At 45.6% G+C, this 22139-nt stretch carries 11 protein-coding genes; 10 read left to right on the top strand and 1 reads right to left on the bottom strand.

Features of this window, described 5'->3' with window-relative positions; translation table 11 throughout:
- Positions 1–112: 112 nt before the first annotated feature.
- Positions 113–997: a helix-turn-helix domain-containing protein gene (locus HQN88_RS31095; protein ID WP_173119606.1), complete on the top strand. Its 885-nt coding sequence runs from the start codon at positions 113–115 to the stop codon at positions 995–997.
- A 66-nt stretch (positions 998–1063) separates the two neighbouring features.
- The gene (locus HQN88_RS31090) at positions 1064–1894 is read left to right on the top strand and encodes a phytanoyl-CoA dioxygenase family protein (RefSeq protein WP_173119604.1); all 831 of its coding nucleotides are present in this window, start codon (positions 1064–1066) and stop codon (positions 1892–1894) included.
- A gap of 33 nt (positions 1895–1927) precedes the next feature.
- Here the strand turns inward: HQN88_RS31090 and HQN88_RS31085 are convergent, their stop codons facing one another.
- Positions 1928–2899 carry a helix-turn-helix transcriptional regulator gene (locus tag HQN88_RS31085; protein ID WP_173119601.1) on the bottom strand — a complete coding sequence of 324 codons (972 nt, stop codon included), beginning with the start codon at positions 2897–2899 and terminating at the stop codon, positions 1928–1930.
- A 278-nt stretch (positions 2900–3177) separates the two neighbouring features.
- Here HQN88_RS31085 and HQN88_RS31080 point away from each other — a divergent pair, with 278 nt between their 5' ends.
- The 8 genes from HQN88_RS31080 to HQN88_RS31045 all read left to right on the top strand — a co-directional run bounded on the left by HQN88_RS31080 (position 3178) and on the right by HQN88_RS31045 (position 22137).
- Positions 3178–4197 (top strand): S-layer homology domain-containing protein, encoded by a 1020-nt coding sequence (locus tag HQN88_RS31080; RefSeq protein WP_173119599.1) that lies wholly within the window; start codon positions 3178–3180, stop codon positions 4195–4197.
- A gap of 133 nt (positions 4198–4330) precedes the next feature.
- On the top strand, positions 4331–6124 hold the full coding sequence (locus HQN88_RS31075) for a sensor histidine kinase (protein ID WP_173119597.1): 1794 nt from the start codon (positions 4331–4333) through the stop codon (positions 6122–6124).
- Positions 6125–6251: 127 nt separating this feature from the next.
- Entirely contained in the window at positions 6252–7568 is a 1317-nt protein-coding gene (locus HQN88_RS31070; protein WP_173119595.1) for an ABC transporter substrate-binding protein, read from the top strand.
- A gap of 68 nt (positions 7569–7636) precedes the next feature.
- On the top strand, positions 7637–8518 hold the full coding sequence (locus HQN88_RS31065; protein WP_173119592.1) for a carbohydrate ABC transporter permease: 882 nt from the start codon (positions 7637–7639) through the stop codon (positions 8516–8518).
- 1 nt (position 8519) lies between these two features.
- Positions 8520–9416 carry a carbohydrate ABC transporter permease gene (locus HQN88_RS31060; protein WP_246320551.1) on the top strand — a complete coding sequence of 299 codons (897 nt, stop codon included), beginning with the start codon at positions 8520–8522 and terminating at the stop codon, positions 9414–9416.
- Positions 9417–9464: 48 nt separating this feature from the next.
- Positions 9465–11126: a helix-turn-helix domain-containing protein gene (locus tag HQN88_RS31055; protein WP_246320555.1), complete on the top strand. Its 1662-nt coding sequence runs from the start codon at positions 9465–9467 to the stop codon at positions 11124–11126.
- Between the two features lie 137 nt (positions 11127–11263).
- Positions 11264–15811 (top strand): glycosyl hydrolase family 95 catalytic domain-containing protein, encoded by a 4548-nt coding sequence (locus HQN88_RS31050; RefSeq protein WP_173119588.1) that lies wholly within the window; start codon positions 11264–11266, stop codon positions 15809–15811.
- A gap of 89 nt (positions 15812–15900) precedes the next feature.
- Complete coding sequence (locus tag HQN88_RS31045; protein WP_173119586.1) at positions 15901–22137, top strand: endo-alpha-N-acetylgalactosaminidase family protein; 6237 nt, start codon at positions 15901–15903, stop codon at positions 22135–22137.
- The last annotated feature ends 2 nt before the right edge of the window (positions 22138–22139 follow it).

The raw sequence follows: 22139 nt of genomic DNA, 5'->3' as shown, positions 1-22139 counted from the left end.
TAATCCTGCAATTTTAGTATAAGAAATGTAGTTATATCTCGGAATATCCGATCTTGTAAGTGTTAACTTATTTTGCATTTTTTTAGTGTGAAAGAAAATGAAGGAGACGATCATGGACAATTACGGATTTCGTTATATAGATGTGGGTTACTCTCACCACCGAGCACCACACCGCAACCAGTTGGAACGCAGAAAGGATGGCGTACTGATAAGGTTGCAAGTGAATGGGACTTGCCGTGTTGATCTGAATGGGATTACACATCCTATTCGCTCTGGCGATTTGATTGTCTCCAGACCAGGGAGCACCTATCAGTTGTTCATAGGCGAAGAGAGCGGACTGGATGGACAGTGTGTTGTCGATAGTGCGGATTACTATGTGGTATGTGGGGGGGAATGGGTCGATCAATGGCTCTCCAATCAGACCTTAACGGATTTCGCTCACATAGAGGTCAATGATGATTTACTTAGTCTGTGGCGGAGGTTAATTTATGAAAAACGAAATTTACATGAGAACAACACAGAAATAATTGCCTACTGCGCCAAGTTGCTTTGTTTAACCCTTGAACGGTCTATCGTTAACTTATTGGCTGGTGTCAGCCGCAAGGAACATTTCATCGCACATAAGCTCAAGCAATATATTGAAAAGCATGCGACAGAAGCGCTCACGCTGGAGGAACTGGCTGCGCGTAATGGAATCAGTTTGTCGACTGCCTCTCATATGTTCAAGCTGGCTTATGGCTTGCCGCCTATGCGTTATGCCATCGAGGTTCGGCTAGCCATTGCCAGCGACCGTATTCTGTACAGTGACATGCGGCTTGAGGATGCTGCTGAAGCATCCGGTTTCCGCAGCTACCCGTACTTCTGCCGCGCATTTCGCTCCAAATATGGGTATAGTCCTAGTGAATATCGGGTGCAGCATCGGCAAGTCGACGAAGGGAGATCTATCGGCGGCGATGACGCTATTTCACTTAAAAATAATGCTAGAAATTCGAAATAAAATGAAGGTATCGGGAAGAGAGTTCGCCTTAAAATGAGAGTATCAAACGAAGGAGGAATTCATCTTATGGTACAACAAACGCTAGACTTTCAGTCAGTGGTGCAACAGTTTCAAACAGACGGTTATGTGATTTTGCGTGATGTGCTTAGCGCAGAGAAGATAGAACGTCTCAATGCAGCGGTAGATCGGCTGATATCAGAGGAAGAGGAGAGCTTAAGCTACAATTGGTATCACTCGGTGGCCAGAGATAAAGAATTTCTCTCTCTGATTGATGAGCCTGCTGTGACGAAATTGATGGCTAACATTCTGGGCTACAATATCCAGTTGCATATTTCCCATCTGACCGTACGCAAGCCGAATCCGAATGATCAGAAAACGGAATCAGCAAGCTTCATTGATTGGCATCAAGATGGACCCAACCCACACTTCCCATCCCACGCAGGTGTGACTTCCTTGTACTACGTGAAAGTTTGCTATATTTTAAGTGACATGAGCCAACCGAATCGAGGCAACACGAAGATTATCCCTGGCAGCCACATGAAACCGGGTTACAGACCCATACAGCATGATGTGAATGTTCCCGTAGAAGGGGAGATTCAGGTTTGCGGCAAGCCGGGTGATGTATTTATCTTCGGTCAAAACCTGTGGCATGCAGGAGGTCCGAATCGTTCCGAGTATACCCGTCGCCAATTGTTTATGGGGTATAGCCCACTATGGATGCGGCCTATTGATTATCATAAGGCATCAGATGAACTGCTAGAAGGAGCTAGCCCGATTCAACGTCAGCTTTTAGGCGACATCAGTAGTAATTGCTTTAAGTATTACCTGCCCGAGCCATCCATGGTTCCGCTAAAGGAGATGCTCCAGGGCGGGGACAACGGCAAGAGTGTGTACTAAGTACTAACAACAATAGCATCTACCAAAAGCCCTTCAGTTAACTGAAGGGCTACTTACCTGTATATGTTCACTAGTCCGCCCTCTGTATTGTTTGGGACTCATGCCGGTATGCTGCCGGAACACTCTGGAGAAATAATTGGAATCATTAAAGCCGCTTTGATGTGCGATATGAGTAATCGAATAGGTAGTTATGTCCAATAAATTTTTGGATTTTTGAATTCTTAATTGATTAATATACTCGGTAATCGTCGTTCCAATTGTCTCCTTGAATTGATGGCTTAGGTAGGTCTCGCTGCAAAAACTAATACCCGCCAGTGCGCTTAATGTTATAGGGTAATTAAAATTATCTTTAATATATTGAAGGGTCCTATTCACAATAAAGCTTCGATGATGGGCTTCAGCGCGTTGATCCATGCTTTGTTCATGCTGAGTGTTCAGCAGGAAGTTCTCATAGAGCAGGATCAAGTATTGGGTCAGCATCCCGATATGCGCATGCAACTCTCCGAGATCAAGATCAAGGGGACGGGTGGTAGCATGGAATCGTTGCTTTAGTTCGTTCGCATTCAAGCCATATTTTGCTGCTTGCGTTTCTAGTCGTAAAGAGGCAGCCTCGAAATCTGAGCTGAATTGGCCGACGCACAGGAATGCGATCAGCCGTCCCTTCCAATGAATAGGGAATCGCAGTTCTTCAATACCCATGTAGCAAGAGCCGTATAAAGGTGTGGCTGATCTCGTACACATTCGGCATAATACTTGTTTGTTGCGAGAGCATGCTTGAAAACTAGCTTCAAACCTCTTCACATAATTGCAGAAAGCATTATTGTGATAAAGATAAGGTGAGAATACCATAAATAGTGTACTATCCATCTCGCTAAGCCCAGCTATGTCATGAAAGTTCAAACTAACGGAATAATGTTCGCTAATAAATTGGAAATAAGCCTTGACCCGTTCGGCTGCCGACATGTCCACTTGAGCCAGCTGATGATTTAGCTTCTCAAACTTCATTGGAGTCACTCCTGTCTAGCTTTATTATTCTACTATATCGGTTACCAACGAGTATGTCACTCAACAAAATAAACTGAAAATTATACCATTTGATGGAACGTTCAAACGATGGTTCAAATTTAGAATGGAGAATAAAAATCATCATGTAAACAACCAAAAAGATCATGAAAATACGTCATAGCTGTAGCTATAATTTTCTTAGAGACGGAAGTGATTTGTCATTTAGTAATTTGCAAACGCTTGCAAAAAATGTCGCTTTATACGAGAGGATGAGTGGGATGAAACGTAATACGATCCTGGCTGCCGTAGTCTGCAATCTTTGTATAGGTTTAATTGGGACAGCTCCCGCTTTCGCGGAGAATGTTTCCCAATTTGTCATGAAGACATCAGATCTAGAATCGACGGGTGAATTCACAGTTACCATGAAAGGAGAGAATATTCAGGATTTGTATGCCTATGAGGTCAAATTTAGCCTTGATCCGAGCAAACTGGAGGTTGTAAGCGCAGATACGAACATAGATGGCTTCTCTATTTCTCCAATGATGAAAGGGAATGAGCTGACAATCGCACATACCAAAGTGGGCAAGGTAGTTGGCGAGAAGGGGAATTTAGATATCGGCACAATCACCTTCCGCGCGAAGAAAGCGGGCGTAACGAACATCGAATGGACCCATCTAAAAATTGTAGATCACAATTTAAAAAGTCAATCTTTTACACGGAATGATGCCGTCGATTTTACTAAGATTTTCAGCGATCTTGCAGGCCATTGGGCTAAGACAGATGTTATGCAGATGGTTGGTCAAGGCATTGTAGAGGGAATGGATGACAATCACTTTGCGCCGGATACGAGCGTGACTAGGGCACAATTTGCGACCCTGCTCGCTAAAGCGCTGCAGTTGAAAGATGCCGAAGCTGGAAAGATGCCATTCAACGATGTAGCAACCGGCAGCTGGTATGAAGGGACCGTGAAAAAGGCGTTCTCCGCCGGACTTATTAATGGGGTTTCGGCGACGGCATTTGCTCCTGAGACGATCATTACACGGGAGGAAATGACAGCGATGCTGATCAGAGCTAAGGCATATGCAAGCGGAACTAAAGTGGAGGAAATGAAGGTGGATGAATCGATCCATTTTGGCGATGATGACGCAGTGAGTCACTGGTCAGTTCCCTTCGTCAAACTTGCCGTCGGAGCGAAACTTATGGAGGGGCGAACGACGACAGACTTTGCACCACTGGCATCAGCAAGTCGAGCCGAAGCGGTTGTAGTTCTGAAGCGACTCTTGGCTGGGATAGAGTGAGGGGGAGATGCTGCCGGTCAGCTGGGAAAAAGGGAGATTTTGTCGATTTTACAATTAAAGGACATCGCCCTGATCAGCCCGAATGTATGTCTACGAAGTCATATTTCGTATTTGAAATTACGGGGTGAAGGTGTTGAAGTTATTTACGAAACCATGGTCGTTTTCAGTGACTCTCCATATCTTGTTAGTCGTCATGGTTGTATTCCCGATCGTGACCATCTCTACCATGATTCTTCAAGTATACAAACGAGATTTACTACAGCAAACAACGGAGCGGACCCTGCAAACCCTCCATGCGGTCACCTATTCCGCTCAGCAGGAGATCGGTAAAATCGAATACGCTGCAGCTGCCGTCGGTGTCGATCGCGATGTGCTATCAACGGTAACATCTTTGATTCAAGCGGATGAAAGCAACCGATTTAAGTATATTAACGACCTTACACTTGCGCTAAGCAGATACACGTATTCGATGTCTAGCCAGCTGCTGGCGATCCACTTTTTTTATAAAGATGGCGGCGTGTATTCGTTTAAGCAGAACTTGATCAAGGATGAGCAGGAGCTGCGTTCAGCATCATGGTATCAGAACTTGCTTCAGCACAAAGATAGTGTGCAGTTTCTAAGCCTTCAGGAAACGCTTCTATACGGAGTGAGGGAACCGTTAGCTGTGACAGCAGCGATTGCACCCAGTGACTACCATACGCTTAGTAATGTCGAGATGATTTATTTTTCACTGAACGAAGAAGCGTTTGATAAAATCTTGCGACAGCAGCCCAACGATGATTCCACCTATGTCATTGTGAGCAAGGAAGGGCAAGTTGTCACAGCCAGCTACAATTGGGATCAATCGAGCTTAACACCGGCTAAGCTTGAGCAGATCAGAGGTGCGCGTGAGGGTCATTTTATCGATCAGGTGAGCGGTCGCAAGATGATGGTTACCTATGCGAGCGTTGGAGATACAGGCTGGAAAGCGATTCAAGAGATCCCTTATAGTAAAGTAACGGCCAATTATGAACGCATTTTTAAGTTCGTCCTATTCGCAACCATCGCGGTTATCGTTGTATTTTTGCTCCTTTCCTTTTATTTAGTTCACAGTTTAACGAGGCCTATTCACGTCTTAGTTCGTAAAATGTCCCTTGTCATGGAAGGGGAGCTGAACGCCAAGATTGGGACTTCGAAAATTGCGGAAATGGCAGCGCTAGGCAGAACGTTCAATCATATGCTCGATCAAATTAAGTTGCTTCTACGGCAGCGTGAGGAACAAGAACAAACGAAGCGGAAAGCGGAGTTCGCTGCCCTGCAGTCGCAAATTAATCCGCACTTTCTTATTAATACATTGAATGCGATCAAGCTAATGGCGCTGATCAGTAAGGCGGACAATATTCGTAACATGACGAATGCCCTTATGCGGCTCGTTTCCTCTGCGTTTAACCGAGGTGGCGTGCTTATCCGTTTTTCCGACGAAATCGCTAATTTGAAGCATTACCTATACATTATGGAAATTCGTTATGGCAACAAATTTGAAGTTGAATGGCAGATCGACCCGCAGGCAGAATCGAAGTATTTACTTAAGTTGTTGCTTCAACCCATTTTGGAAAATAGCATCGTACACGGTATGGCTGGCAAAGAAACGCGTGGGAAAATCGTCATTCAAGCACGCATGCATGAAGGCAGTCTGCACATCGATATCTCCGATAATGGTGAGGGGATGACAGAAGAGCAGCTCGAGGAATTCCGAACAAGACGAAGCCCGCATACGTTTACAGGTATGGGCGTCGCTAATGTCCATCATCGTATTCAGCTGCACCACGGCGAGGATTACGGCATTATTTTAACTGTGAATGAGCCCAAAGGAACGAAAGTATCGATGAAAATCCCGATTATTCATCGGGATCAGGAAGAAGAGCGGCCACTTCAGCTGGAGGCTTAAAGCAGTTCATAAAAGATCAAGTTCATAGCCGAAAAGATCATTTGGATGCGTTTTCATCCCGTGTATGATAAAGACAGGTTAAACAATCAACCGAATCAAAGAAACATTCATTGGAGGGGTTTCAAGAATGGGCAAAAGTAAATTCGTAAGCACAGTGCTAGTGGGCGGACTTGTTATGCTGAGTGCATTGACAGGATGCTCGAAAGAAACGGCAGCACCCGCAGCAGCTTCCGTTAAACCTGCCGAAACGAAAGCGGCAGCAGCGACGCCAAAACCGGCGGATCCCGTTAAATTAAAACTTGCGATGTGGGATGCCAAAGGGGATCTTAAATTCTGGACAGACAAAGTGAAGGAATACACGAAGGTAAAACCGAACGTGACCGTAGATATTGAGATGGTACCGGATAATGGCGGTCAATACTTAAAAGTACGATTAGCTGCCAATGATTTGCCTGATTTGTTCTACCTCAAGCCAGCGCATATGCAAATTTACAAACAATCTCTTCTTCCACTCGATGACTTAGCAGGGGCTAAGAATAATAAGTTTCCAGCGAAAATTGATGGCAAAATCTTAGGCGCACCGCTCGTTTCTTTCTCGGAATTTGTCTACTTTCACCCAAGTATCTTCAAAGAGTTGAACTTGGAAGTGCCAAAAACGATACCTGAGTTCTTGTCCACGATGGAGAAAATTAAAACGAATGGTAAATATACGCCAATCGCCATTGGCGGCAAGGAAGACTGGACGTTCTATCCATTCATGGAATTCGGCCCTCATATCCTCTCTGGGGATGAGAATTACTTAGCGAATTTGGCGAAGACGCCGGAGCCTTTCGGAGAGGGCAGTACATTTGATAAAGCCGGGAAAATTATTAAAGAAATGTCAACAAAGAAGTTGGCAGGACCTGATGCCTTATCCATATCTTTTGATCAATCCACACAGTTATTTGAATCGAAAAAAGCAGCCATGATCGCAGCGGGTCAATGGTATTACGGTGACTACGCGACGAAAGTGAAAACGGATGAAGATCTTGGCGTATTCCCACTTCCGTTCCGCAGCACTGAAAGCGAGCCACTTACATCCATGACCGTATCCGATATGAATATCGGGATTAACAAAAACAGCAAAAACGTAGAAGAGGCCAAAGCATTCTTCGACTGGATGTTCAGTAAAGATGTATACCAATCGTTCATTAATATGGCGCAACAGTTCTCAACGATCAATGGTGTCAGCACGGATCTTCCTTTCTTTAACAAATGGACAGAAAAGTATCCGTTTAAACCTTTTATCTACTCAGCAACAGATGAAGGCTTTGCCAAAGTAAGCGGTGCGGCACAATTTGATTTCAAAAAAGCGGCGCAGGAAATTTACTCCGGCAAGCCGATCGATACCTTGGAAAAAGAACTGAACAACAAGTGGAAGAAAGCGGTTGAATCGAACAAATAGGTAATTAAATAGAGGGTGCTATCTGAGCGATTGGAATAGTGCCCTCTCTTGTATACAGGAGTGATTACATGAATTATCGCATGCAGCAGAAAGTCGTCATCGTTTCGTTTCTATTCGTACCTGTTGCGCTCTTACTTTTGTTTCTCATCTATCCGACTTTGCAGTTGTTTCGCTACAGCTTTACGAGTTGGGATGGGTATAGCCCAAGTTTTAAGTACATTGGCTTTAACAATTATAAGCAAATGCTGTTTGATTTTCCTGAAGCTTGGCATGCCATAAGAAACAATGTTACTTATTTTATTTTACATGCCATTGCGATTCCGCTTGAAATCATCATGGCTGTTCTCTTAACAAGAGCACTGCGGGGGAGCGCGTTTTTCCGCTTCTCGGTGTTAATGCCTTACATCATTAATGGTATCGCGGTGGCGTATATGTTCAGCTACATTTATAATCCTATCAATGGTCCGTTGAATGAGCTTTTGAAAGCAATGGGACTCGAATCGTGGATCCAGAGCTGGCTGAGCGATGCGAAAATAGTCAATTATTCCTTAGTCGTTGTTTCTTTATGGCGCTACAGCGGCGTGCATATTGTGTTGTTTCTAGCAGGACTGCAATCGATTCCGAAAGACCTGTATGAAGCGGCAGAAATTGATGGGGCGAACTTTTGGCAGCAGCAAAGGTATGTAACGCTTCCAGGCATCCGACGCGTGATCGAAATTATTTTGTTCATGAATGTATCTGGAGCCCTTCTACAGTATGATATTCCGCTTGTAATGACGAACGGCGGTCCAGGCAGCGCGAGCAGCACATTTGGACTCTTTTCACTCCAAACGGCATTTACTTACAACAATTACGGTCTGGCCTCAGCGATGGCAGTTATTCTCTTGCTCATGATTATCGTTTTTTCATCGTTGCAAGCATGGATCGTGAAAGACAGGAGTGAAGCTTAACATGGAACGTGCACTATCGCTTGAGAAAATGAGTAAGCAGTCGCTGCCAAGCCGTACGCGATCAATGAGCAAACAGCGTGTAGCTGCTAATATCGTGTACTATGTGCTTTTTACGCTCATGGCTATCGTGATTTTCGTACCGATTTTACTCGTTGTATTTGGTTCGTTTAAGACGAATTTGGAACTTGCCGAAACGTCGCCGTTTTCGCTTCCGAAGAGTTTTCTACATATCGATAATTATGCTGGTGCTCTGAAAGAAGGTAATATGATTCGCGGGCTGGGGAACTCATTCCTGCTTGTCGTGTTGAGTATGCTTGGCAATATGCTGCTCGGGACGATGACCGCGTTTGTGCTCAATCGGTTCCAGTTCCGCATGAAAAAGTGGATCCTCCTTCTTTTTATGATGTCGATGATTATTCCGGCTTACACGACAGAAATTGCTCGCTTTCAACTCCTGCATACGCTCGGCGTTTATAATACGCTCGGGGCACCGCTGCTTATTTATATTGGCACTGATATTATGCAGATTTATATTTACATGCAATTTCTCGAAAAGATTTCGGTACAGCTTGACGAGAGTGCTATGCTGGATGGCGCTTCGTACGTTCGAATTTTCCGTTCGATCATTTTCCCGCTGCTGCTGCCTGCTACGGCAACACTGGCAATCTTGAAAAGTGTAACGATCATGAATGATATCTTCGTTCAGCAGTTATATATGCCTGACAAGAAGCTGGCGACGTTGGCGACTTCCTTAACTTCCTTCGTGAGTACGCGCAGTTCGGACTTGTCTATGCTCTGTGCAGGTATTATTATCGTTTTATTGCCGAGTGCCATCTTCTATATCGTTTTTCAGCGGTATATTTTTAAAGGACTTATGGATGGCGCGGTGAAAGGATAGATAGGAAGGAATCAACTTCACAGATGGGGGATGGACAGGTTGTTTAAAATGATGATTGTCGACGATGAACCGCTTGTTCGTCTAGCGCTTCTACATATGATTGACTGGGATAGTATGGGCATCCAGGTTGTTATTGAAGCTGACGATGGGTTGGAAGCTCTTGCTATTCTGGAGCAGCACGGCGATATCGACCTGATGCTGCTTGATATTGAGATGCCTAGACTGGGCGGCATTGAGCTGCTGCGAGCACATCCGGCAATTGTACAGAAGCGAAGACCTGTCGCCATCATGCTGAGTGCCTACAGTGAGTATAGCTATGTCAGAGAAGCTTTTGTGCTTGGCGCCATTGATTTCATTGTGAAGTCGGATATGGATGAGGAACACCTGGTGCCTGTTGTCTTGAAGGCAATCAATGAGCTTCAAACGCGGGAGACGTCAACGCCTGTTATCCAGCGTGTGGAAGATGACATTGATCGGAGGAGTGAAATCCTTCGGCAACTCATCTCCATCAATCCCCAGCAGGATGAATCGGCGTATGCGGCTGCAGGGGCTGGTATCTCGGAGTTGCTCGAAGAATCGAATCAACTCGTTGCCGTCATTACCATTTCGCAAGGCTCATCTGAGGGGGCAATGGCGGGGAGAAGTTCAAGGGATGGTCAGACGCAGCGGTTTATCATGCAATCCGTGCAATCTGTTCTGGACGCCATGTCCATGAAGTATCTCTTGTATGCAAATAGCCAGTCGGAATATGTGCTTTTCTGTTCGTTCGCAACATTTCGAAGTGAAAGTATGATTCGGGAAAAAGTACAGGCGGCCTTTTCTATGATTCAAACGCGGCTCAATCAATATGTCAATGTGTCTATATCGATTGGGATTAGCGATCTAGCTAGCGGCACGAAAGTTTGGTACCGTTTGTATCAGCAAGCAGCTCATTTGGGTTCTATGAGTTATTTTGCCGGATTTAATAAAGTGTTCTATCCAGAAAGTTGTATGGAGCTGGGGAAATACGGTGGGGATAGCGGGATTGAGCATGCCCGTAAGCTGCAGGTTACGCTGAAATCAACAGGAGCAAGCATAGCGCAGCTGCTAGAGCAAAGTAACGCTCAGTTATGGTCCAAGGAGTTTGAGCAGATGGAGCTGCTGCTTGGGCAAACATGGGGCTGGAGACCGCAAGATGTCCACACCGCGTTTGAAGATTTGCTATGGGAGCTTGGCGGATTGCTTTATCGCAAAGGCATTCGTTGGGATGACCTCGACGAACAACTCCAGCATCCTTTTGAATATATGAAGAGTTTGGAGACACTGGATGAAACGAAGACCTGGCTGCATCGCATGTGCAGTCAGTTATTTCAACACATTCACGGTAAGACAATGGAGGCCAACTATAGCAGTGTTGTCACACTAGCCAAGCAGTTTCTGGATCTCCATTATACGGAGGACGTCAACCTCACATTGATCAGCGAAATGGTGGGCGTTAGCGAGGGGTATTTAAGCAAGCAATTTACCAAAGAGGTCGGTTGTAATTTTATCCAGTATTTAACGAACTTGCGCATTGAGGAATCGAAACGGTTAATGAAAAAGAAGGGCAATAAAATTACGTATATCGCTGAAACGGTCGGGTATTTGAATGTAGAGCATTTCAGCAGAATGTTCAAGAAAACGACAGGTTACAGCCCGAAGTTGTATCGGGAGAATTTGATGAACGGGTAGCGTTAATGAACGATAAAAGTGTATTTTCGGTGAAGATACGCTTGATTCGTTATGCCTTCAATGATACATGTCGTATCATGTCGAATTTCGTCGCAATAGGCAAGACCACTTTTGGATAGCCAGAAAGGGTGATTGTTTTGCGCAAGCTGCTGAAAGTAACCTTTACGAAGAAGTCGATGGTAAGTCTCCTGATGGCCGCATGTATTACTACCGGATTTACTGGCCTATCTGCTGTTGTTCCCTTTGAAACGGCACATGCTGCATCTACCATTACTTACACAGGTGCGGCGGTGCCTCCAGCGCACAATCTGGCACTATGGTATCGCCAACCGGCAACAGATTGGGAAACACAAGCGCTGCCGATTGGCAACGGTTTCATGGGTGGCATGGTGTTTGGGGGTGTCGATCAAGAGCATATTCAGTTTAATGAGAAGACGCTCTGGACGGGAGGTCCAAGATCTATAGCTGGAGGAGGAAGAGACGGCAATCGAGATGGGGCGGCGGACCATTTAGCGGATGTGCGTCAAAAGCTGGCCAGTGGCGATGTAGCTGGTGCAAGTGCTATTGCTGAGCAATATTTAACAGGCACATTAAATGATTATCCGCAATTCGGCAATTATCAAAATTTCGGCGATATCTACTTTGATTTCGCACTCCCTGCTGCGGTAACCGCTACGGACTATCGGCGCGAGCTTGATCTGGAGGACGGCATTGCGCGAGTGACCTACAAGCAGAATGGTGTCACGTATACCCGTGAATACTTCATGAGCTATCCAGATAATGTAATGGCTATGAGACTTACGAGCAGTCAACCGAATCAAATGAATTTGGATGTTAGGGTCACTAGCCCGCAGGCAGCTCCTTCTATCGTGGCTACGGGAAATACGCTGACTCTAAAAGGTCACATAGCAGATAATAACATGGCGTATGAATCGCAATTCCGTGTCCAAACCGAGGAGGGAACGGTGACGGCTGGCAGCGGAAAGCTGACGGTAGCGGGTGCTAGCTCAGTGACCATCCTCATGTCGGCAGCGACAGACTATGCCAATCATTATCCAGACTACATAGGAACAGATCCGCATGTAACCGTGAATGACAGACTGGCAGCAGCTTCTGCCAAGTCGTATGAGACGCTGCGTGCACGCCATCTAGCGGACTATCAACAACTCTTTAAGCGAGTATCGCTAAATTTGAATGATCAAGTTGCCACGATACCGACGGATCAGCTTCTGGCTAGTTATAAAAGTAATCCTACTAGCGCATTAGAAGCACTTTTTTTCCAATATGGCCGCTACTTGCTCATCTCCTCTTCGCGTGAGGGATCACTCCCAGCCAACTTGCAGGGTGTCTGGAACAACGCAACGACACCGCCATGGGGAGCCGACTACCATACCAACATTAATCTAGAAATGAATTATTGGCCTTCTGAAGTGACGAATTTGAGCGAGACCGCAATTCCCTATGTTGATTTTATTGATTCTTTACGAGCTCCAGGCCGAGTCACAGCCCAGAAACATCATGGTGTAACGGGATCAGGGTGGACGATCCATACGTTTACTAGCATTTTTGGCTATACGGCACCGGGTTGGGACATTAGTAATTGGGGCTGGCAGCCAGCCGCTGGCGCATTCCTTTCCCAGCAGCTTTGGGAGAAGTATTTATTTACAGGTGATACTGCCTATTTGCGAACGAAGCTGTATCCGATCATGAAAGAAGCCGCTGAGTTTTGGACGAAAACACTTGTAACGGATACAGACGGGACTTTAGTATCGACGCCTGGTGTCTCGCCTGAACATGGCTCCTTAAGTATCGGTGACTCCTATGACCAAGAGTTGGTTTGGCAATTGTTCACGAATTGCATCGATGCGAGTACTGTACTTGGCATCGATGAAGCTTTCCGTAATGAGTTGATAGATAAACGCAGCAAGCTCTCTATGCCGAAAATCGGGAAATACGGGCAAGTACAGGAATGGAAGGAAGATATTGATGATCCGAACGACCAACATCGCCACATTTCTCATTTAGTTGGCTTATTTCCTGGTAATTTAATAAATAAGGTAACAACACCAGATCTATTTCATGCAGCGAGAGTGACACTAACCGAGCGTGGTGATGAAGCAGAGGGGTGGAGCAGAGCGAACAAACTGAATATGTGGGCTCGCATGCTCGATGGTAACCATGCTAAGAAGATTCTCCAAGGACAGCTTGACGCGAGTACCTATTCGAATTTATTCAATGCAGGTCCGCCTTTCCAAATCGATGGAAACTTTGGAGGAACTTCCGGGATTGCAGAGATGCTCTTGCAAAGTCATACAGGAAGTATCGACTTGTTACCCGCACTGCCTTCTGCATGGCCCAAAGGTGATGTGAAGGGCCTAAAGGCAAGAGGCGATTTTGAAGTAGATATGAGTTGGAATGGCACGATACTGACGAATGCGACAATCACTTCCTTACAAGGCAATGTGGCAAAAGTAAAGGAGAAGACATTCATTCATCCTGGCCAATTTCAAGTATTGAAGACGGATGACGCTTCTCCGGTGAACTACACGCGGAGTGGTGATACGATCACTTTCAATACGGAAGTGGGCCAATCCTATACCATTACATCCAGCGTCACACCGCCGCCACTTCCACCAACCCAAGTGCAGTCACCGACACACACAGCTACAACGGTGGATTTGCAGTGGACAGCTCCTACAAGCGGTGCGACTGTGGCGGGCTATGTGGTGGATGTTTATCAAGGTGCGACAAAAACAAAAAGTCTGAATGTGCCGGCTGCAAGCACCAGCGTGCAGGTGACGGGGCTAAACGAGAAGCAGTTATACCGCTTCGTGGTTTGGTCCAAGGATGCCGAAGGGATACTTTCTACGACTAGTAATGAAACGACTGCATTTACCTTTGTAGGAAATGCTTATCAGCAAAATTTCGACGATGGTATAGTTGGCGGTTGGAGAAAGACATCTACGACGGGAAGCGCTGCGTTCAGCGTAGAAAATAATGGGTTGAAAGTCGTCGCTAATCCAGTTGCGATCATGGTTGACGACAATTCTCCTGCGTACAAAGATGCTGATTTGGCTATGAAGCTGAAGGTTCAAACAGGGATGGGGAGAGTCGGACTGCTCTTCCGTTACACGGACGTGAACAATTATGCCGGTGTGCTGTATGATGGCAAATGGCTATGGTATTACGTGAAAGACGGAGTAGAACACTATGGTGAACTAGCTCCCATAACGCTTACGAATGGCAAAACGTATGACGTGAAAGCGAGTTTTGTTGATGCCAGTATTCAACTATGGATCGACGGTCAACAGGTTGGCTCTACAACCGTAGCTGATTTTTTAAATACACCTGGGAAAATAGGACTGAGAACATGGTTTGATAGCAAAGTATTGGTTATCGACGATGTGAACTATATCAATACAAGACCGGTTGCTGTTCAACCCGTACAGAAAATCAAGGTTGATGACCTTGATCCCGCCATCGTTTACACGGGGGCATGGAGTACTTATAACGACAGTGCTGATTATAGCGGTACGGAGAAATACAGCGGTGTAGCTGGCGCTTCTGCTGAGTTTACGTTTACGGGCACCTCGATTGATTTCATCAGCATGAAGCAAACGAATCTGGGGAAAATCGATGTGTATCTGGACGGCGTATTAGCACAGGCGGACATTGATTGCTATGCCACATCGACGAACAAACAAGTCGTCCTGTTTAGTCGAAGTGGGTTAGAGAGGGGAACGCACACGATTAAGGTTGTCGTGAAAGGAACGAAAAATGCTGCATCCAGCAGCGCAATTGGCGCCATCGATGCTTTTGCGTATACGCCAGCAGCTGCATCGAATTCCCTCCAGTCAATTACACTAACGAATATTCCGACAGCGATGAAAGTCGGAGACACAGTGAGTTCAGTCGTCTATGCGACATATGGCGCGAACGATATCTCACTTGTTACAGAGGGCGTAACGTATGAGAGCAGTAATCCGTTGGTGGTTTCCATCGACAGCATGGGCGTCCTCCACGCCTTAACCCCAGGGCAAGCAACCATTATTGCAACATGGGGAGGAAAACAGGCTACTCAAGATGTGATTGTATCTGCTGTTGTCCCAAGTGAACCGACAGCGAGCTTAACTGGACCGGCATTCATTACTTCCGGTGCTAATTTTACCGTTCAATATGCTGTGACTCCTATGCAGAATGTGTATGCACAGGATCTAACGATTACGTATAACCCGGATCAAATGTCATTTATTTCGGTGGATTCACTTTATCCACATCTAGTTATTGTGGATAAATCAGAAGAGCCTGGCCGGATTAGACTAATTCTTGCCAGTACGACAGCAGATGCAGCCAGTGTGAATGGTCCGTTGCTAGCCTTGCATTGGCAGGCCAAATCGGTCACGCAATCCGCAGCGATTACATTAAGCGACGTAAAGGTAGCGAATGGTAACGGGGTGGAAACACACGCCATCGGAAACTCGCTCAGTGTTCAAATCAGATCAATTTCAGGAGACTTGAATGTAGACGGCAAATTCACCATTGGTGACTTAGCGATTGTGGCCTCCGCTTATGGCAAAACGTCCGCAGACGCAGATTGGAATCAATACAAGCTGGCGGATATCGACAATGACAATGATGTAGACATTGATGACCTTGCATGGGTAGCATCCAAGATTTTGGAATAACACGTATTTTCTAAACAGAAGACCCGAAAGCTACACGAATAATAGTCATCTTTCGGGTCTTTTCAAAAAAAGAAGCAGGAGGTTATAAGATGAGGGCAACCCGGCGTAAATTAAGCGTTATTCTTTCAACTACACTCTTAGCTACAAGTGTATTACCATTACCAGGCGTGTTACAGGTGCTCGGCAATTCTACAGTATTAGCAGCGGGTGGTCAGAGTGTGACCTACACGAACCATTTTGAAGATGGAACAGAAGTAAATCTCTCTGATAAAGGGGCTGTAACGTCCGACACTACGGTCAGTGCAAGGGCGACCTACTCGGGAATGAACGGACAATTTTTAGCTGCACAAAATCCGAATGGCGGCAATGAAATCTTTTATTTTAACGATATGCCTGATGTGGCTAATGGGACGTTTGAAGCGAAGCTGAACATTGATGGAGGGGCTTCCGAGCAGTTCGGATTCATTGCTAGATATAAGGATCCAACGCATTATGCGATGGTTTCCCGTGATGGGAACGGTTGGATATGGGATGGTTTTAATGGCGGCAGTGAAGTGTGGGGGTCTTATCTAAACAAGACGCTCAAACTGGATCCTGGCAAAACATATGATTTCAAAATGACCTTCAGCGGTGATACGTACGAAGTTTATATCGACGGTGCGCTTTTTTACACGTCAACTTCAGGAGGTAAGCTGCCCACAGCAGGTGGAAAGGTTGGTTTTCGATCTTACTATGCGGCCAAGACATTGCATATCGATGATGTGAAAGTAACGGATAGCGATAAAGGAAATGCGGTCGTCTATACAAGGAATTATACAGATGACGCAACGCCCGGCTTACAGATGGGGGCTGCAAGTGCAGTTGTTCCTACGTATTCGTTTAAAACTCCGTTACAAGGCTTTGATGGAAAAGTTGCGCAAATCACGACAACGAACGGCACAAGTCAGGTTGTTGATAGTAAGTCGCCCTTAGCCATTAACGGAACCTATAGTACCAAGCTGCAGCTGAACGGCACTTATAGTTCTGCAGGATTGTTGTTTCGATATGTCGATGAGAGCAACTGGAGTTCAGTTAGAACGGATAGCGCTGGGAATTGGACATTGACGGGGAAAAAAGAGGGTGCAGATGTCTCGTATAACTTAACGAGTACGCATCAACCTCTAAGTCCTGGCGCGGTACACAATGTGGGTGTGGCTTATGAAGGGGATACCTATACACTTACCATAGATGGCACGGAGATTTATACGGGTACACAAGTGGGGATGGCTGTTGTGAATGGCAGTCAGGGGTACACCGCAAGCTCCATGGGAACCTTAACGACCTATATGGATGATATGCAAGTTACGTATAAAGAAGGTGACGTCTACACGCCGCCGAAACCAACGACATACATTCGAAACTATAACGATGGCTTAGCAGGCACATGGAATAAAATTGATGGAACGGCCTACTCGCCTACGCCAGCCATCGTGAATAATCAGCTGAACATGACCAATCTGTTTGGGGAAATCTATGATAACGATTCGCTGCCGATTCAAGATGGTACTTACACCATCAAGTTCAGAACGAATATCGATACGGGGCGTATCGGATTTATTTTCAGATACATCTCACCTTCTCAGCCTTACGCGATGATTTACTATAATACAAACGGCAATTGGGGCTGGCAAACCGATGCTTCGCATTACGGCGATCTGACGACCAGCGGGCCTAACCTTACAGCGAATACTGATTATACGCTCAAAATCAAATATATCGGCAAAAACATTAAAGTTTGGTTGAATGATAGTTTGGTTGTCAGCGGAAGTGCAGATTTCCCAGTTGCCGAAGGCAAGGTTGGTTTGAGAAGCTGGTTCACATCCAAAAATATAACGATCAGCCAAATCTCACAAGAAGCGTACATTCCACCAACACCTCCGCAACCGACGGAGTTACAGCCAATATCAATCGCATCAGACAAGTTGCGTGTAACGATGGATAACCGCTTCCCGACCGTACGCAATTATACGTGGCTGGGCAGCGAGGCTTCGAATGCAACTCTGCAAGGTCAAAGTGATTTTCTATACAATGTGAAAATAAACGGCAATGACGGCTTTGCAACAGTACAAAGTGCAACGAAAACGGCAGGGGATACGGTTGTTTATCAACTAGACGTTCCCGTTGTGGATGATAACTCAGAAGCTGCAGCAGGCATAGTGAAGATGACGGTTACTTATAAAGTCAGGGGTAATATTGTGAACATGGCAACGCATATCAATAGTGAGCCTGCGGGTTATAAAGTACGAACTGTGGAATTCCCGAATCATAAGTTAGTTACGGTGTCGAGCAGCAATCCCGATGCACAAGGGGTATCCTCTTGGGTAACGGGGGAGTGGAATCAGATGAATGATGAGTTCTATACAAATGACGCTACCTATGGAACGAAATTAAAAGATCAAACAGCAGATAGTATGCTAAGATCGTACGGTTTTGTTAGTGATGGCACATTGGCGGCAGCAATCATGAATGACGTCGTTGACACGCCAGCTAAAATTGTCATGAATATTGCCAACGAGCCCGATGACATCAATAAACAGCTTTCGATGTGGAACGGGGTTTGGAAGGCAAGAGGAGATATCATTGACGATAGCAAATTCCCGCCAAAATTTGATTTCTCATCGAAGATCATCATTTCTCCAGACCGAAACGATGATCACACAGCCGATTGGAAAGATGCAGCAATTGATTTCCGCAATGTCTGGTCGGAGAATCTCCTCCCAGGCGCAAGCGAAATCAATAATTATGTCTCGTATATCGCGATGAACTTCAACAGCTTAGCGCAAAACCCATTCTTACGTACATTGGATAACGCGAAGAAGCTTTACAATTTGTACGATGGCTTCGGACAGCTTATTTTGGAAAAAGGATATCAAGCAGAAGGGCATGACGACAGTCATCCAGATCTCGCGGGCCACTTCGGCATTCGTGAAGGTGGGCTGAAAGATTTTAACACACTTGTCGATGAAGGGTTAAAATACAATGTAAAAGTCGGCGTTCATACGAACATTGATGGTCAAGATCCTGATGCTTATTATGCAAAACCAGACAATTGGGGCAGCACAAGTTCGAACTATGACTGGGTTGACCCTACGTATCCGTCTGATCGCGCGAAAGATTTAGCAGGCGGAGATTTGGAGAAAAGGTATACACAGCTTAAACAAGAAGTTCCCAACCTTGCGATGATTTACGATGATGTGTATAGCGGAGCTGGCTGGCACGCCAATCAATTTGCGAATGTGATTCAGAACAAATTAGGCTTTTGGTTTGCCACAGAGTTCTCTGGACCCTTAGAGGAAAATGTGATTTGGACCCACTGGGGAACCGATCCTTATTATCCAAGTAAAACACCAGGAAGTCAGATTATCCGCTTTATTAAAAATCAATATCAAGATACGTTCCAGGCACCAAGCCCGTATACCAGTGTTTTATTGAGAGGCATGCTTCAGGCTGGGGTTGGTACTTGGCAAGGAAGAACGGACATTCAGAACGGGATTGATTTATTTTATAATAACAATTTGTTAACCAAATATATGCAGCATTTCCCGATTCTCAATACGACACATGATGCTGCTGGTATGGATAAAACGGTCATTTTCGAGGGTGGAGTCGTCGCTTCCTTAGATGAATACCATGCAGATAGCGCAGATGCGAACTATATCATTGGAACAGCTTCGCTCAAGAAGGACGGCAAAACGATTGCCAAATATGATGTGCTGAACCATAAAGATTGGGGAGACACTGGAGTAGGTCAATTAGATGTAAGTAACCAGAAGAGCCAGCTCTTCCTGCCATGGGATCCACAACATGAATCCAAGATCTACTACTGGAATCCAAAAGGTGGTTCAACAACGTGGGAATTGCCTAACAGCTGGAGCGGTTTGTCTTCCATCGAAATGTATAAACTGACGGATACAGGTCGTGTTTGGGATCGTACGCTGCCAGTTACCAATGGTTCGGTAACGATCAACAACACAACAATCGGTGTTCCGTATGTCATCTACAAATCCAAAGCAGAAGAACAAGGTGCAGATACGCAGCAAGCTGGCGATTTCGGATTCGGCGGACCTGTGAAGGATCCAGGTTTTGATAGCGGTGCTTTTGCTTCATGGGAGAAAACGTCTACAACGAATGCGGCAGCAGCGAATGTAACCGTAGAGCATGACTCCTTGAAAAACAACTTCCTGAAAGTAGCAGGGAAAGACGATGCGACAATTACACAGAACGTCTATGGACTGGAAGCGGGGAAAACGTACACGGCTTCGGTTTGGGTAGACATCAATAACGCAACTACATCGAACGGTAACGAAAACAAATCACGCAGCACCTCGGACAGAAAAGTCACAATTGGCGTGAAAAACTACGGCGGACCGGAAGTAACGAACTTTATCACGTCATCGAAGATTAAAAACCTAGAAGAGCCTAGCAAATTCAAGAATACGTACTATCAACGGATGAAGGTTGATTTTACGGCGGATGCCACGGGGAAAGCGACGATTTATTTGAAAGCTGATGCAACGAGCGCTGCGAATTCCAATGTATGGTGGGATGATGTGAAGCTGTGGGAGAATCCAAGTAAGACAGATTTTGGCACGCATTACTTCTATGAGGACTTCGAGAATGTCTCCGAAGGGTATGGTCCATTTATGTTCCAAGCCGCTTCGAGCGGCGGTCAGACGCATTTGGCTGAGAAGGTGAGTGACGAGCTGAAAGCTGCCGATCCTTATATTACGCAGCCGATGACTTACGTCATTAATGGGAATTTCTCCTTGAAGTCGAACGAACAAGATTTCATTTCAAATGGGAGTACACCACTTGTTGCTGAGCTCTTGGCTACGGTGCCATCAACGTTGAAGCTATTGCCGAATACCCATTATAAAGTCAGCATGAGTTATGAAGCGAATAAAGCCGGGTTGTATCAACTCTCGGCCAAATCAAGATCGAATGGTCAGACGTATAGCGTGCCATTGTCTACGGCAACAGGTACAGGCAAATCCTTAATACCTGGCTTTACGCTGCCGATCATTAAATCTACGGATACTGCGAGCGCGGTAATAGATTTTGAAACAGGCAGCAAGGACGATTATTACATTGCTATTGAGTCGGTTAAACAAACGGCGCAGCCACAATTATCAGCGATAGATGTTGTGCTGGTTGTGGATGATTTAGTTGTCGATGATTTAACGAATGCACAAGCGCCTACAGCAGCACAAGTGGCTGCTGGCATTACGAGGATCGCAGCTCCTGCACAGGATGCCAGCAATGTGACACTGCCCAATGTGCCAGCTGGTTATAGCATTGCAATTAAAAGTACGGATCAACCTGCCGTCATTCAACTGGATGGAACTATCGTATCATCTGGTGTGGCACACACGGTGAATCTCGTATTGGAAGTGACACGAATATCCGATGGTACAAAAGCAGTGACTATGAGCTTACCTATTGTTGTACCAGCTAAATCGGAACAACCTAATAAAGTTCTGCTCGATGGCGTGAATACGGTCATGACTGGAAGTACGTTTGATTTGACCTATGGATTGGCCAATACAGCGGATAACATCTTAGCTCAGGATTTGACGTTCACCTACGATCCAGCGAAAGTAGATTTCCTTGGTGTGGAATCCGTTAGTGATGGTTTGACAATTGTAGACAAGAAGCTAACAGAAGGTCAGGTTCGAATTCTTGTTGTCAAAATTGGAGGACATGCAGAAGCGGCTGTTAACGACGATCTGTTGCAGCTTCATTGGAAATCCAAATCACTCCACGAGTCGTCGAGTACCACGATTACGATTTCCAAGCTGTTGATTGCGAATGCCATTGGAGAGGAAACAGCTCTCGCAATCACTTCGCATGGCATAGCCATTGCGTATGTGGATAAAGCAGCCTTGCAAGCCCTCATATCCGAAGCTCAGCAATGGCATGATGGGGCAGCAGAAGGCACACTCGTCGGTCAATATCCAGGAGGTTCCAAAGCGATTCTACTTGCGGCCATTAGCTCGGCGATGACGGTCATGAATAATGCGTCTGCAAGCCAAGATGACGTTGCAGAAGCAGCGAGTACATTGAGTGCTGCCCTTGCAACTTTCAAAGCTTTAGTCATTACGGGAACAGCAGGCGATCTAAACAATGATACGAAAGTGAGTATCGGTGACTTGGCTATTGTAGCGAAGTACTATGGCGCAACTTCAGCGGATGCAGACTGGAATTCGATTAAAGTTGCTGACGTTAATGGGGACGGCATGATCGATATTGCGGATCTTGCTTGGATTGCGACTAAGATTCTGAACTAGTC

The organism is Paenibacillus qinlingensis (genome assembly GCF_013204845.1).
Taxonomy (GTDB): domain Bacteria; phylum Bacillota; class Bacilli; order Paenibacillales; family NBRC-103111; genus Paenibacillus_E; species Paenibacillus_E qinlingensis.
Note: the sequence above shows the minus strand (reverse complement) of the source record. Positions and strands in the feature narration are given on the sequence as shown.